Here is a 14,452-nt window from a genome sequence, read left to right as displayed (position 1 = left end):
CACGCCCGGGTTACGTAGATTTTTTCGTTGGACCGGTTTACCGGAAGAAATCCCCAAAAGCCCGCTGACGTCGGACTTTCTGCCCCCCAGGGCGTCCCCGCGGGCTTGATGTCCGCTTGGGGTGGTCTTGACCTGTCCTTATCTGCGGGTAGCCTCCCTCGTCACGGAAGACCACCGACCAATGGTGCCGCCACACGCACCCCGCTCCTCTCCCCTGAGGTGCGCGCGTGAACGCGCCATCGTCCGACCTGACCTCCCGTAAGCCCGGTCGCGGGGCGGCGCGACCATGCCCCCATGGCTTGCGGAGGGTCCCCCACTTCCATATGACACCTGAGATCGAAAAGTTCATCGAGCTGCTCGAGAGCCAGCTCGGCTACGCCGAGAAGAGCAGCGGCTACACCAAGTTCGGCGACTGGTACGGCAGCACCGTCGACATCGACGAGGACTTCGCCAACGCCCCCTGGTGCGACATGTACCTGTCGTGGGCGGCCAAGAAGCTCGGTTACGAGGACTGGATCGGCCAGTTCGCCTACACCGTGTACCACGCCCAGTGGTTCAAGGAGCAGGACGCCTGGGGGACCACCCCCAAGCCCGGCGCCATCGTCTTCTTCGACTGGACGGGCACGAACAAGATCAGCCATATCGACCACGTCGGGATCGTCACCCGGGTGGACGGCGGGACCATCCACACCATCGAGGGCAACATCGACGGCGGCGTCGCCAAGCGCAAGGAGCGCGACACCAGCAAGGTCGTCGGCTACGGCTACCCGGAGAAGATCAAGGCCCGGCTGGACAGGGAGGCCGCCGAGAAGCAGGCGGTCAACACCTCCGCCGACGTGTCAGGGGGCAACTCCGTCTTCCTGGAGCCCCCGACCAGCCTGTTCTCCGTCATCCCCGCCCCGGTCCCCCTCCCCTTCGGTAAGGAGGACGCCTCGTCCGAGAAGGCCGTCCAGGCCGCGGCCGAGCCCGCCCGGAAGGCGCAGGCCGCCCAGCCCCCCCGGAAGGCCACCCCGAAGGCCGGCACGGAGAAGGCGCCCGCGAAGGCCGCGGCCGCCCCGGAGGAGACCGCTTCCTCCGGCACGACCGCCGAGGCCGCCGCCACGGCCCCGGTCACGGCCTCCGCCCCCGCTCCGGCCGCCGCCGGCCGTACCGCCCCGGGCAAGCACGCCAAGCCCGCCGCCGCCGACACCCAGGCGATCGCCACGGCTCCGGCCGCCGCCGGCGGCCTGACCCCCGCCACCCCCGACCTGTCGAGCCCCACCGTGCTGGCCCCGGTCCTGCTCGCCGCCGCCGCGATCATCGCCCACACCAAGATCAAGCAGTCGGGGCTTCGCCTGGCCTTCTCCACCGGAGGCTCCGAGCGCCCGTCCCGCCGCGCCGCCGGTTCCCACCGCACCGGGGGCCGCCGCCGCGCACCCGGCCGCCGCAGGCTCACCGCGGGCGCCCCGCTCACCCGGAGGTCCTTCGCCTCGCAGGAGTTCTCCGCCGCCCGCGAGACGCCCGCCACCAGTGGGGTCCCCGTCCTCCCCTCCGTGCCCGAGACCACCGTGGCAGCCGGGCTCGCGCCGGTCCCGACCTCCGAGTTCCCCTCGGTCACGACCCCCGTGGCCCGCATCGAGGAGACGGTCTCCGCCGAGCGGCCCCGCCTCCCCTACCAGGGCAGGCGCCGCCTCCGGGAACGCCCGGTGGTGGAGTCCTCGACCTTCGTCCAGGACGCGCCGCTGCGCGGCCGCCGCCACCGCAGAGCGGAGTCCTCGACCTTCGTCCAGGACGCGCCGCTGCGCGGCCGCCGCCACCGCCGGACCGAGCCGGCCGTCAGCACGACCATCCCGGCCGCCCTGCCCGCCGAACACGGCGACCTGCTCGCCCCCGCCGGTCCGGACCTCCTCGACGCCCCGCCCTCCGGCGGGTACCGGGGCCGTCGACGCCGGGAGGCCGTACCGGTCTGACCGGCCCGCCGGGACGGCGGGGCGCTCCCCGGCCCGTCCCGGCGGCGGGGCGGACCGGGGACGCTCACGCGTGGGCGGGTCCGGACCCGCGCACGTTCAGCATGATCGAGTAGACGGAGGTCGAGGCGGTCACGAACAGCCAGTTCCGCTTCAGCCCGCCGAAGACCAGGTTGGAGGTCTTCTCCGGGAGGCGGAGCCTGCCGATGAGGGTGCCGTCCGGGGCGAGGCAGTGCACGCCCTCGTGCGTGGCGGCCCAGATCCGGCCGGTGTCGTCGAGCCTGATCCCGTCCAGCCCTCCCGCGGCGCACTCGGCGAGCACCGCGCCGCCCGACAGGGTGCCGTCGTCGCGCACGTCGAAGGACCTCAGGTGCCCGCGCCTGGTGTCGGCGACGTAGAGCAGCCTTTCGTCGGGGGAGAAGGCCAGCCCGTTGGGCCTGGCGAAGTCGCCTGCCACGACGCGGACCTCGCCGGTGATCGGATCGACGCGGTAGACGTTGTCCGCGCCGATCTCGCTGTCCGCCCGGTGCCCCTCGTAGTCGCTGGTGATGCCGTAGGAGGGGTCGGTGAACCAGATCGAGCCGTCGGACCTGACCACCACGTCGTTGGGGCTGTTGAGCCGCCTGCCCTCCCAGCGGTCGGCGATCACGGTGATCGAGCCGTCGTGTTCGGTGCGCGTGACCCGGCGGTTGCCCTGTTCGCAGGAGACCAGCCGGCCCAGCGTGTCGAGGGTGTGGCCGTTGGTGTGGCCCGCGGGGGCGCGGAAGGGGCCGACCGCACCGGTCAGCTCGTCCCACCGGAGCATCCGGTCGTTGGGGATGTCGCTCCAGAGCAGATAGCGGCCCGCGGGAACGTAGACGGGTCCCTCGGCCCACCGGCAGCCCCGGTGGATCCGCTCGACGCGCTCGTCCCCGCCGACCGCGGCGAAGCGCTCGTCCAGGACGTCGAACTCGGCGGGAATGGTTTCGGTCATGAGAAGAGCAAAGCTGACCGAATGCCATCATGTCAAACAGGATTTGATCTTGATATGATCCTGTCGTGGACGATGTAGACAAGATGCTGATCGGCCTTCTCCAGGAGGACGCCACCCAGTCGTACGCCGCGCTCGGCGCGGCCGTGGGCCTGTCGGGCGGCGCGGCGCACGAGCGGGTCAGGAAGCTGCGCGAGCGCGGGCTGATCCGGCGCACCACCGTGGAGATCGACGCCGCGGCGGCCGGCCGGCCGGTGCTGGCCTACGTGATGGTCGACGGGAACACCTGGATGGGCGGCACCGCCGAGGCGCTCCGGGCCATCCCCGAGATCGAGGAGGCGCACGTGATCGCAGGCCCGGCCTCGCTCCTGGTCAAGGTCCGCACGTCGAGCACCCGGGAGCTGCAGGAGGTGCTGCGCAGGGTGTTCGGGGTCGACGGGGTCTCGGCGACGCAGACGGTCGTCGTGCTCGAGACCTTCTTCGAGCGCGGCGTCCACGTCCCGGGACCCCAGCGGCCGGGGTGAGCCGGCCAGCCCCCGGCACGGCGCCCCTCCGGCGCGGGCGGCCCCGGTCCGGCGCCGCTCAGGCGCGTGCACCGCTCAAGCGCCGCACCGCTCAGGCGCGCGCGGCGCCGACGAGATCCCGCTCCCGGCCCTGGCCCGGGTCCTCCTCGTCGTGGCCCTCGATGGAGAGGTCGGGCAGGATCCGGTCCAGCCAGGCCGGGCACCACCAGTTGTAGCGGCCGAGCAGGACCATGGTCGCCGGGACCAGGAAGCCCCGGATGATCGTGGCGTCCACCGCCACCGCCACCGCCAGGCCGACGCCGAAGATCTTGACCATGGGGTCGGGGTAGGCGATGAAGGCGACGAACACGGAAACCATGATCAACGCTGCCGAGGTGATCACCCGGCCGGTCGAGCCCAGCCCCTCCGCCACGGCCCTGCGGTTGTCGCCGTGCCTCAGGTAGGCCTGCCGCACGGCGGTCAGCAGGAACACCTCGTAGTCCATCGACAGGCCGAACAGCACCGCGAACAGCATCAGCGGGATGTAGCTGTCGATCGGCACCGAGAAGAACAGCGTGGTCAGGTAGGACATGTCCACGCCGGCCGGCGGGTCCATGCCGACCAGCCCGCTGCCCAGCCCGAGGGAGAAGACCAGGGAGAGCGCGCCGAAGGCGGCGCCGAGCGAGACCAGGTTCATCAGCGCGGCCTTGATCGCCACCACCGGGGAGCGGAACGCCAGGAGCAGCAGCAGCGCGCTGAGCAGCACCACGACGCCGACGACCGTCGGAGTGCGGTCGGCGATCCTGGCGCCGGCGTCGGCCATCCCCGCCACCTCGCCGCCCACGTGCACGCTCGCCCCCTCGATGCGCAGCCCGCGCACCGCCTTGACGACGTCCAGGGCCCGGGGGTCGCTGGGCGCGAACTCCGGGACGACCTGGAGCATCACGGCGGTCCCCGCGGAGTTGAGCACCGGCTCGCCCGCGTGCGCCACGCCCTCGACCGCGCCGACCCGCTCCTTGAGCGTCCGGAGTACGGCGGGCGCGGGCTCCCGGTCGGCGACCGGCTCCCGCAGATCGGCGACCACGACCAGCGGCCCGTTGCTGCCCGGCCCGAACCCGGCCTGCATGAGCTCGTAGGAGCGGCGGGCGTCGGTGCCCCGGTCGCCGTAGCCCTCGTCGAGCGGGCCCAGCTTGAGCGCGAGGGCCGGCGCGGTGAGCGCGGCCAGCACCGCGACGCTGAGCGCGAGCACGCGCCAGGGCCGCCGGGAGACCCACCTGCCCAGCCCCGTCCAGCCCGAGGAGCCGTCCGCGGGCCGGCGGCGGCCCGCCAGCGGCAGGCGCAGCGCGTCGACCCGGTGACCGAGCAGGCCCAGCAGGGCCGGGACCAGGGTGATCGAGGTGAGCACCGCGCAGACGACCGAGATGCCGGTGATCCAGCCGAGTGTCTGCAGCATCGGGAACCCGCCGAGCAGCAGCGCGCTGAGCGCGATGATCACCGTGCCGCCGGCGAAGACCACGGCGCCGCCCGAGCCCGCGGCCGTCCGGCGGACCGCGTCGCGCACCGCCAGCCCGTCGTCCAGCAGCTTGCGGTGCCTGCTCAGCAGGAAGAGCGCGTAGTCGATGCCGACGCCGAGCCCGATCATCGTCGCCATGATCGAGGCCTGCTTGGGCACGTCCACGAGGTGGCCGAGCAGGCTGATCACGCCCAGACCGGTCGCGATGCTGACCAGGGCGGTGAAGATCGGGATCATCGCGGCGACCAGCGTTCCGAAGGCGAACAGCAGGACGAGCAGCGCGCAGGCGACGCCGATGACCTCGCTGGCGCCGGTCTTGATCTCCTTGTCGGCGGGCGTCCCCGAGTCGGCGGGCACCGCCTCGATGCCCAGCCGCCGGACGGGCTCGGCCGCGGCGGACAGCGCCCTGGTGGTCTCGGCCAGCCGGGAGACGTCGTGGCCCTCCAGCCGGACCGTGATCAGGCCGATCTGCAGGCTGGGGGCCAGGCCGCCGATCCGGTAGGGCGTCAGCACCTCGGTGACGTGCGGGACCCGCCGGATCGCGTCCACGGCGCGCTGCACGGCGCTCTTGCGCCGCTCGTCGACCAGCGGGCCGTCGGCGGAGTAGAGCACGATCTGGACGGTGCCGCCCCGCTCGTAGCCGGGACCGAAGCCGTCGCGCATCAGGTCGTGGGCGCGCTGCGCGTCCGTGCCGGGGATCGCGACGTTGTTGTTGACCGGCCCGGGGAACAGCAGCGACCCCGCGGTCAGCGCCGCCGCCAGCAGGATCCAGAGTGCCAGCACGACCGCACCGCGCCGTGCGCACCATCCACCCAGTCGCCCCAGCAACCCAGACATCGGGACCGCCCTATTGAGATCTCAGTCGTACACGCGGGGCACCGCCCGGCACCGGTATGTACGGGAGTGCTTACCGAAAGCCTAGGGGTGAACCTCCCGCAGCATCCTCTGTGACGGATAAATGAGACGATGGCCACATCGGGTCAGGAACGCCGTTTCCGCTCACGGGGTCTCCGCGGATCCCGGGATCGCCGAACCCGCCGTGCTCGTCGGCTCGGCGGGCTCCCCGGGGTCCGGCGCGGCGGTCGGCTCCTCCCCCGGACCGGGCCCGCTCTGCGCCCCGACCCCGACGGTGATCACCACCGTGGCGCCCGGCCGGACGCACCCGCCCGGGCCCGCGCTCTGCGCCAGGACCGTCCCGGCCCGCGCCCCGTCCACCAGCCGCGCCCGCGCCCGTACGGCGAAGCCCGCCGCGGCCAGCGCACTGCGCGCGTCCGCCTCGGCCGAGCCGACCACCGAGGGCACCTCCGCCCCGCGCCGCGACACCGTGATCGCGACCGCGTCGCCCGAGGAGGCACGCTCGCCCGCCCCCGGTCTGGTCGCGACCACCTGCCCGGAGGGCCGGTCCGAGCAGAGCGCCGTCACCGCCCCGGCACCCAGCCCCGCCGCCCGGAGCACCTCCCCGGCCGCCTTCCTGCGCAGTCCCACCAGCTCGGGGACGGGCACGCCCGCCGAGACCCTCAGCCGGACCCTGGTGCCCCTGGCCACCAGGGTCCGCGCCTCCGGCAGGCTCCCGAGCACCCGGCCGATCCGTTCCGCGGAGTCGACCTGGACGACGCTCCCCGCGGCCAGCCCGGCGCGTTCGAGGACACGGCGCGCCTCGGAACGCTCCAGGCCCGCCACCGCCGGCACCGCGACCCCTCCGGCCGGGACCGTGGCCGGTCCCCCCGCGCCGGGGATGTTCCTGGCCGGCACGGTGTCGTGCTCCCTGCGGGGGACCGCCGGACCGGACTCCGTACTGGTCTCCGCCCGCTCCGCGAGGACCGACGCCCCGGACTCCGCCGGCGGCACCGGCGTCCACCCTCCCCCGGCGGGTCCCCCGTTCCCGCTCAGGGCCGGGACCAGCACCCCCACCAGTACGGCGGCGCTGACCAGAAGCGATCCGGAGACCGCCACCGACGCCCTGGTGGCCGCCCTGCCGGGGTGCGTGCGCGTCCCGGCGGGTTCCTCCTCCGCGAGGCTCCGCACGGCCCCGGTCTCCCGCCAGGGAGCGGGGATCGCGCTCGCCGGGACGGCGCTCGCCGGGAACGGGCTCGCGGGAAACGGGCGGGCGGAGACCGAGCGGATGGAGACGGGCCCGGCCGGGACGGAACGGACGGGGACCCCGTCCAGGGGGAGCGGCCGCTCTCCCGTCCCCCGCCCCTCTCCCCCGCTGCCCCCGCCGGCCCGGGCGGCGGCGCCGTCCTCACCGCCCGGGCCGGCGGAGGCGGGGCCGTCCCCGCCGTCCCCGCCGGCCTCGGCACCGGCTGCGGGCCCGGTGCCGTCGCCGGGGTCGGCGCCGTCACCGTCGCCGAGCAGCGTGAGCAGGAGCTCGCGGCTCGTGGGCCGGTTGCGGGGGTCCTTGTCCAGGCAGGCGGCGACCAGCGCGGCGAGCCAGCCGTCGAGGTCGCCCAGCTCCGGCTGCGCGGTGAGGATGCGGTGCAGCACGGCCGCGATCGAGTCCTGCCCGAACGGCGCCTGGGCGTTGGCCGCGAAGCACATGGTCGCTCCCCAGGAGAAGACGTCGGCGGCCGGGTCGATCTCGGCCCCCTCCACCTGCTCCGGCGCCATGTAGGCGGGGGTGCCCGCGCCGCGCCCGCTCTGGGTGGCCGCCGCGTCCAGCGCCCGGGCCAGCCCGAAGTCGATGACCCGGGGCCCGTCGGGACCGAGCAGCACGTTCTGCGGTTTGAAGTCCCGGTGGACGATCCCCGCCCGGTGGATCGCGGTGAGCGCGGTGGCCGTGCCGATCGCCAGCCGCTCCAGCGCGCCGTCCCTCCGCGGCCCGCCGACGGCGACCTCCCGGTGCAGGGACGGCCCGTCGACGAACTCGCTGACGATGTAGGGGCGGTCGTCGGCCAGCCCCGCGTCGATCACCTGCGCGGTGCAGAACCGGGCCACCTGCTTGGCCAGGCCCACCTCGCGCAGGAACGCCTCCCGCTCGTCGGTGATCCGGCCGTGCAGCAGCTTGACCGCGTACGGCTCGGGAGCGGTGTCGGGACGCATCCCGAGGTACACCGATCCCTGGCCGCCCTCGCCCAGACGGCCGACGATCGCGTACGCGCCCAGCCTTTCGGGATCCCCCGGTCTGAGCGGCTGCGCATACGGCACACGGGCCTCCCCTCGCCGCCACTCCTCCACTCAGGAGAAGGCATCCCCCGCAGTCGCCGCAAGTCAATCCCCCGTGCCCATGACCGTGACACTCATGTGATGCTCAGGCCAGGCCCATCTCCGACAGGGCCAGGTCCATGAAGGCGCCGATCGGCTCGTCCACCGCGCCGACCCGGTGCAGGGCGGCCATCCCGAGGTAGACGCTGTAGCCGGCGACCGCGCGCCCCCGGGCGAGGTCCGGCGGCTGCCCGGCCTCCTCCAGCGTCGCCCCCATGAACTCCAGCCGCCGCATGCTCACCCGCCGGGCCGTCTCGGCGGCGAGCGGGTCGTCGGCCGCGCTGACGAGCTGGAAGGCGACCTTGGAGTCCGCCGGGTCGCCGAAGGCGAACTCCAGCAGCGTGCGCATGCGCAGCACCGGGTCGGAGACCTGCAGCAGCCCTTCGATGATCTCCTCGGTGCCGGACTCCCAGAGCGCCAGCGCCGCCTCGACCAGCGCCCGGCGGTTGGCGAAGTGCCAGTAGAAGCTGCCCTTCGTGGTGCCGAGCCGTACGGCCACCGGCTCCACCGCCACCGCCGCCAGGCCGCCCTCGGCCAGCGCCTCCAGCGCCGCCCTCGCCCAGTCCCCCGCATTCAGCCGACCCACCCGCACAGTCTTCCATACGGGGGCGTACAGTCGGACCGTACGCAACCGTATGGAGGAACCCCGTGGTGTACAACATGCACGAACGCCTCATCCCCGCCTCGCCCGAACGCGTCTGGGACCTGCTCATGGGGCTCGGCGGCGAGGGCGACCGGCTCTGGCCCCAGGAGAAGGGCCGCTTCCACCTCCCCGAGGGCGTGCGCCCCGGCGCCCCCGTCGAGCACGGGCCGATGCACTACCGCGTCGGCGCCGTCGAGCCCCGCCGCCGCCTGTGGTTCGACACCCGGGAGATGACCGGCGGGCACGGCTTCACCCTCCACCCCGCCGAGGGCGGCACCCTCGTCCGGCACGAGATCAAGGGCCGGACCACCGGCCTGTTCCGGCTCCTGTGGCCGGTGCTCATCCGCTGGCAGCACGACGCGGTGCTCGAACGGCTCCTCGACAACCTGGAGCGCGAGGCCGGGCGCGCCGTCGCGGGGTGACCCCCGGGCCGCCGGCCCCCCGGCCCGGCGGGCGGGGCGCCCCGGCGCGAGCCGGTAACCTGGCCGGGTGCTGGAAGAGATCGCGGCGACCCGCTACGTCACGCCCCTGCGGGAGGGCGGATCGCTGCCCGGTGTGATGGAGGCCGACGACCTCGGCACCTACGCCGTGAAGTTCCGGGGCGCCGGGCAGGGCCGCCGGGTGCTCGTCGCGGAGGTCCTCTGCGCCGAGCTGGCCAGGCGGCTCGGCTTCCGCACCCCCGAGCTCAAGGTGATCGACGTCGACCCGCAGCTCGGCGCCCGCGAGCCCGACGAGGAGATCCAGGACCTGCTCAAGGCCAGTGCCGGGCGCAACCTCGCCGTCGACTTCCTGCCCGGCGCGCTCGGCTTCGAGCCGCTCGCCTGGCCGCCGGACCCCGCCCTCGCCTCCCGGCTGCTCTGGTTCGACGCGCTGATCCACAACGTCGACCGCAGCTGGCGCAACCCCAACCTGCTGCTCTGGCACGGCGACGTCTGGCTGATCGACCACGGCGCGGCCCTGTGGTTCCACCACAACTGGCGCACCGCCGACCCCCAGCGCGGCTTCGACGCCGGCGACCACGTCCTGGCCCCCTTCGCCACCGAGATGGCCGCCGCCGACGCCGAGCTGAGCGAGCTGATCACCCCGGACCTGCTCGACGCCGTGACGGGCGAGGTGCCCGGCGAGTGGCTGGAGGACGAGCCCGGGTTCGCCGACGCGCAGGCCGTACGGCGGGCCTACGCCGAGCACCTGCTGGCCCGCGCGCACGGCCCGAGGGCCTGGCTGCCCGGGCCCGCCGCCGGACCGCCGCAGGACCGGCGGGAGCAGAAGACCGGCTCGATCGGCACGTTCTGGAAGGGCGCCCGGTGAAAGACGTCTACGAGTACGCCGTCATCCGGGTCGTCCCGCGCGTCGAGCGCGGCGAGCTGATCAACGCGGGCGTGCTGCTGTACTGCCAGCCGCGCGGCTACCTGTGCGCCCGCGTGGAGCTGGACGAGCCGCGGCTGCGCGCCCTGGACACCCGCACCGACGTCGAGGCGGTACGGCACGCGCTCGACGCCTACCGGCTCTCCTGCACCGAGGACGCGGGCCCGCTGGCCGCGGAGTCGCTCGGCAGCCGGTTCCGCTGGCTGACCGCGCCGCGCAGCACCATCGTGCAGGCCGGCCCGGTCCACGCGGGCCTCACCGCCGACCCCGAGGCCGAGCTGGACCACCTGATGTCCCGCCTGGTCCGCGCGGCCTGAGCATGTCCCGCCGGCTCCGCCCGGTTTGAGCATGCCCCGCCCGATCCGCGCGGCCTGAGCGCAGCGGCGGGGCGGATCCCGCCGGCGCCTAGAACAGCACCGACATGAAGGTGCCGACCTCCGTGAAGCCCGCCTTCCGGTAGGCGGCCCGGGCGGGGGCGTTGTAGTCGTTGACGTACAGCGAGACCACCGGGGCGAAGCAGGCGAGGGCCTGCTCGACCACCGCGGCCATGCCGGTCGCCGCGTGCCCCCGGCCGCGCCAGGCGGGATCGACCCAGACCCCCTGGATCTGGCAGGCCTGCGGGGTGACCGCGCCGATCTCGGCCTTGAAGACGACGGTGCCGTCGTCGATCCTGGCGTAGGAGCGGCCGATCCGGATCAGCTCCGCCACCCGCGACCGGTAGAGCGCGCCGCCGTCGCCCGCCTCGGGCGAGATGCCCACCTCCTCGGTGAACATCGCCACGCAGGCGGGGAACAGGGTCTCGAACTCCTCCGGCCGCACGCGCCGCACCAGCGGGTCGGACGGGATCGGGGAGGGTGCGGCGGTGGCCATCAGCGGCTGGGCCCAGCGGACCGCGCGGGCGGGTCCCCAGTAGGGCTCCAGCCGTTCCCAGAGCGGCTCGACCGCGTCGGCCGGGCCGACGATGGAGGAGCAGCGGCGGCCCTGCCGCCGGGCCCGGTCGGCGAAGGCGTGCACGGCCTCGGGACCGGCGTGCACCGGGACGAGGTTGGCTCCGGCGTAGCAGAGCGAGGTCAGGCCGCCGCGCGGCCCGAACCCCCACATCTGGCCGCCGAGCCGGGCCGGATTGAGTCCGACGGACCGGACCCTGGAGGCGACGAACACATTGGCGACGGGGTCGGTGTCGAGAAGCGCCAGGACCTCGTCGCGATCGTTGTCGTCGAGCACGCGCGACGCCGTTGTGCGCAGCATCACGGGCCCAGCCTACGCGAGACCCCCGGGTTTGACAGGACCGGCTCGCAGATCGGTATCTACCTGCCCAGATCCGCAGTCATCGGTATACGTTCGGCCTGAGTCGCGGGCTGGGGTCCGGGACCGGCGGCGCAGCGCGCGTCGACCCCCGCCCCGGTGCGCCCGGCGCGCCCGGGCAGCGTCCCGTCCCGCAGGTAGGCGGCCAGGTGCCCGTCCACGCAGCGGTTGCCCTCGAAGAGCGCGACGCCGTGGTCGCCGCCGCCCTCGACCACCAGCCGGGAGCGGGTGAGGATCCGGCGCAGCTCCAGCGCGCCGGGGTAGGGCGTGGCGGCGTCGCGCCGGGACTGGATCAGCAGCGCGCCCGGCAGGGCCCGGTCCTGCCGGATCCGCACCGGGACGCCGCCCCGCCCGGGCCAGAACGCGCACGGCGCGTTGTACCAGGCGTTCTGCCAGGCGAGGAAGGGCGCCCTGGCGTGGATCGCGGCGGTGTCGGTCCGCCACCTGTTCCAGTCGCGGGGCCAGGGCGCGTCCGCGCACTCCGTCGCGAGGTAGACGGCGTAGCCGTTCTCGGTCGCGGCGTCGTTCTTTGCGTGCTTGCGGTAGGCCGCCAGCAGCGGCGCGGTGTCGCCCCGCCTGACGTACGCGGAGAAGGCCCGGGCGAGCTCCGGCCAGATCATGTCGGAGTAGCCGCCGACGGTGTAGAGGTCGTCGAACTCGCTGGGGCCGACCACGCCGCCCGCCGGGCGGGTGCGCAGCCGCTCCCGGGTGGCGTACCAGGCGAAGGAGGCGGCCTTGGTCGTCGCGCCCAGCCGGTAGACGCGGTTGTGGCGGGCCGTCCACGCCAGGAAGTCGCGGTGCCGCCGGTCGAAGTAGGCGTTCTGCTTGAGGTTGGAGGCGTACCAGATCCCGCGGGGGTCGACCACGCTGTCCAGGACCAGCCGCTTGACCCGCCGGGGGAAGAGCGTCGCGTAGACCGCGCCGAGGTAGGTCCCGTAGGAGTAGCCCAGGTAGCTGATCCGGGGCTCGCCCAGCGCCGCCCTGATCATGTCCATGTCCCGGGCGGAGTTCTCCGTGGTCAGGTGGGGCAGGAACCAGCTCCACCGCCTTTCGCACGCCTCGGCGTACTCACGGGCCCGGCCGACCAGCACGGCCTCCTCCTGCGCGGTCTTCGGGACGTAGTCCGGGCGCGGCGGCGCGTAGTACTCGCCCGGGTCCACGCACCGCAGCGCGGGCGTGCTCTCCCCCACCCCGCGCGGGTCGAAACCGATCACGTCGAACCGGTCCGCCAGCCCGCCGGGGAGCGCCGCCGCGACGTACTTGGCCAGGTCCCGGCCGGAGGCGCCGGGCCCTCCGGGGTTGACCAGCAGGACGCCCAGGTGGTTCCCGCTCCGCGGGGTCCTCCCCTTGATGCGGTTCAGCGCGATGCCGACCGTCCGGTCCGGCCGCCGGTAGTCGAGCGGCACCCTGAGCGTGGCGCACTCCACCGCCGGGGCCGCCGAGGCGCTCCCGCGCCCCGCACCCGCCCCCTCGCAGGCCCCCCACACGAGGTCCTGCCTGACGTGCGCCATCGCCTGAGGCGGCACCCCGACGGCCACGACGAGCATCCCGACGCCCGCGACAACCCCGACGACCCTCTTCACTGGGACTCCCTCTCCTCGATCGGCAGGGAGATCGTCCCCCGGAGAGTCGCCGCACCACCGGCCACCAGGCCGGATGCTTACCATCGCCTAGTCAATTGATTGCGGCGCGCGGCCGTCCGGCCGGCCCCGGACGCGACACGGGCCGGAGACACCCCGAAGGACCGGGGCGTCCCGGACGATCCTGCGGGACACCGCGGGACACCGCGGGGTCGGCGCAGGGTCAGCGCACGACGACCTCGGGGCCGGGGGCGTCGTCGTCGAGGTCGACCTCGACGCCCATCTCCTCGGCCAGCCGCAGGGCCTCCTCGATCAGGGTCTCCACGATCTGCGACTCGGGGACGGTCTTGATGACCTCGCCCTTGACGAAGATCTGGCCCTTGCCGTTGCCGGAGGCCACACCCAGGTCCGCCTCGCGGGCCTCGCCGGGGCCGTTGACGACGCAGCCCATGACCGCCACGCGCAGCGGGACCTTCAGCCCCTCCAGCCCGGCCTGGACCTGCTCGGCCAGGGTGTAGACGTCGACCTGGGCCCGGCCGCAGGACGGGCAGGAGACGATCTCCAGGCCGCGCTCGCGCAGGTTCAGCGACTCCAGGATCCCGATGCCGACCTTGATCTCCTCCACCGGCGGGGCCGACAGCGACACCCGGATGGTGTCGCCGATGCCCTCGGCCAGCAGGGCGCCGAACGCCACGGCCGACTTGATCGTGCCCTGGAACGCCGGGCCCGCCTCGGTGACGCCGAGGTGGAGCGGGTAGTCGCACCTGGCCGCGAGCAGCCGGTAGGCCTGGATCATCACGACCGGGTCGTTGTGCTTGACCGAGATCTTGATGTCCCGGAAGCCGTGCTCCTCGAAGAGCGAGCACTCCCACAGCGCCGACTCCACCAGCGCCTCGGGGGTCGCCTTGCCGTACTTCTGCAGCAGGCGCGGGTCGAGCGAGCCGGCGTTGACGCCGATCCGGATCGGCACCCCGTGGTCGGCGGCGGCGCGCGCGATCTCGCCGACCTTGTCGTCGAACTTCTTGATGTTGCCCGGGTTGACCCGGACCGCCGCGCAGCCCGCCTCGATCGCGGCGAAGACGTACTTCGGCTGGAAGTGGATGTCGGCGATCACCGGGATCTGCGACTTCTTCGCGATGATCGGCAGCGCCTCGGCGTCGTCCTGGGACGGCACGGCGACCCGGACGATCTGGCAGCCCGCGGCGGTCAGCGCGGCGATCTGCTGCAGGGTGGCGTTGACGTCGGCGGTGACCGTGGTGGTCATCGACTGCACCGAGACCGGCGCGTCACCGCCCACCGGCACGGAACCGACCATGATCTGACGGGAACGGCGTCGCTCGGCGATCGGCTTGGTCCTCACCGAGGGGATACCGAGAGCCACAGAAGTCATTTTCCCAGCCTTTTTGAAAAGTCGACGGCCGCTCCA

Annotated in this window: 12 protein-coding genes; 5 read left to right on the top strand and 7 right to left on the bottom strand. The window is 73.9% G+C overall.

All coding sequences use genetic code 11. From position 1 onward, the window contains the following. Positions 1-323: 323 nt before the first annotated feature. Positions 324-1,949: a CHAP domain-containing protein gene (locus HS048_RS38085; RefSeq protein ID WP_196466976.1), complete on the top strand. Its 1,626-nt coding sequence runs from the start codon at positions 324-326 to the stop codon at positions 1,947-1,949. A gap of 64 nt (positions 1,950-2,013) precedes the next feature. Here HS048_RS38085 and HS048_RS11960 read toward each other — a convergent pair whose 3' ends face one another. Further along, a complete protein-coding gene (locus HS048_RS11960) occupies positions 2,014-2,919 on the bottom strand; it encodes an SMP-30/gluconolactonase/LRE family protein (RefSeq protein WP_196466975.1) in 906 nt (301 codons plus the stop codon). Positions 2,920-2,984: 65 nt separating this feature from the next. Here HS048_RS11960 and HS048_RS38805 point away from each other — a divergent pair, with 65 nt between their 5' ends. Beyond that, a complete protein-coding gene (locus tag HS048_RS38805) occupies positions 2,985-3,440 on the top strand; it encodes an Lrp/AsnC family transcriptional regulator (protein ID WP_196466974.1) in 456 nt (151 codons plus the stop codon). 91 nt (positions 3,441-3,531) lie between these two features. Here the strand turns inward: HS048_RS38805 and HS048_RS11950 are convergent, their stop codons facing one another. The 3 genes from HS048_RS11950 to HS048_RS11940 all read right to left on the bottom strand — a co-directional run bounded on the left by HS048_RS11950 (position 3,532) and on the right by HS048_RS11940 (position 8,719). Continuing rightward, a complete protein-coding gene (locus tag HS048_RS11950) occupies positions 3,532-5,715 on the bottom strand; it encodes an MMPL family transporter (RefSeq protein WP_307832436.1) in 2,184 nt (727 codons plus the stop codon). 216 nt (positions 5,716-5,931) lie between these two features. Beyond that, positions 5,932-8,076 (bottom strand): PASTA domain-containing protein, encoded by a 2,145-nt coding sequence (locus HS048_RS11945; protein ID WP_196466972.1) that lies wholly within the window; start codon positions 8,074-8,076, stop codon positions 5,932-5,934. A 103-nt stretch (positions 8,077-8,179) separates the two neighbouring features. Further along, entirely contained in the window at positions 8,180-8,719 is a 540-nt protein-coding gene (locus HS048_RS11940) for a TetR/AcrR family transcriptional regulator (RefSeq protein ID WP_231647317.1), read from the bottom strand. A gap of 62 nt (positions 8,720-8,781) precedes the next feature. On the opposite strand from HS048_RS11940, the gene HS048_RS11935 reads away from it, so the two are divergent. The 3 genes from HS048_RS11935 (at position 8,782) to HS048_RS11925 (ending at position 10,458) form a co-directional block, all read left to right on the top strand. After that, positions 8,782-9,198, top strand: a complete 417-nt coding sequence (locus HS048_RS11935) for an SRPBCC family protein (protein WP_153054205.1) — start codon at positions 8,782-8,784, stop codon at positions 9,196-9,198. Between the two features lie 67 nt (positions 9,199-9,265). Further along, a complete protein-coding gene (locus tag HS048_RS11930; RefSeq protein ID WP_068897038.1) occupies positions 9,266-10,084 on the top strand; it encodes a HipA family kinase in 819 nt (272 codons plus the stop codon). Then, on the top strand, positions 10,081-10,458 hold the full coding sequence (locus tag HS048_RS11925; protein ID WP_191895764.1) for a DUF3037 domain-containing protein: 378 nt from the start codon (positions 10,081-10,083) through the stop codon (positions 10,456-10,458). The genes HS048_RS11930 and HS048_RS11925 overlap by 4 nt, the downstream gene beginning before the upstream one ends. Positions 10,459-10,546: 88 nt before the next feature. On the opposite strand, the gene HS048_RS11920 is transcribed toward HS048_RS11925, so the two are convergent. The 3 genes from HS048_RS11920 to ispG form a co-directional block, all read right to left on the bottom strand. After that, positions 10,547-11,389: a GNAT family N-acetyltransferase gene (locus tag HS048_RS11920; protein ID WP_068897039.1), complete on the bottom strand. Its 843-nt coding sequence runs from the start codon at positions 11,387-11,389 to the stop codon at positions 10,547-10,549. Positions 11,390-11,448: 59 nt separating this feature from the next. After that, entirely contained in the window at positions 11,449-13,029 is a 1,581-nt protein-coding gene (locus tag HS048_RS11915) for an alpha/beta hydrolase (RefSeq protein WP_196466971.1), read from the bottom strand. A 220-nt stretch (positions 13,030-13,249) separates the two neighbouring features. After that, positions 13,250-14,416, bottom strand: coding sequence for a flavodoxin-dependent (E)-4-hydroxy-3-methylbut-2-enyl-diphosphate synthase (gene ispG, locus HS048_RS11910; protein WP_068897041.1), 1,167 nt, complete (start codon positions 14,414-14,416; stop codon positions 13,250-13,252). Positions 14,417-14,452: the final 36 nt, after the last annotated feature.

Origin of the sequence: Planomonospora sp. ID91781 (assembly GCF_015711595.1) — a bacterium.
In the GTDB taxonomy this organism is placed as follows: Bacteria; Actinomycetota; Actinomycetes; order Streptosporangiales; family Streptosporangiaceae; genus Planomonospora; species Planomonospora parontospora.
Note: the sequence above shows the minus strand (reverse complement) of the source record. Positions and strands in the feature narration are given on the sequence as shown.

What these genes read in the sequence shown, in the direction of transcription:
- HS048_RS11960 (WP_196466975.1), bottom strand. Translation starts at nt 2,919, where the DNA reads ATGACCGAAACCATTCCCGCCGAGTTCGACGTCCTGGACGAGCGCTTC.
- ispG (WP_068897041.1), bottom strand. Translation starts at nt 14,416, where the DNA reads ATGACTTCTGTGGCTCTCGGTATCCCCTCGGTGAGGACCAAGCCGATC.
- HS048_RS11920 (WP_068897039.1), bottom strand. Translation starts at nt 11,389, where the DNA reads ATGCTGCGCACAACGGCGTCGCGCGTGCTCGACGACAACGATCGCGAC.
- HS048_RS38085 (WP_196466976.1), top strand. Translation starts at nt 324, where the DNA reads ATGACACCTGAGATCGAAAAGTTCATCGAGCTGCTCGAGAGCCAGCTC.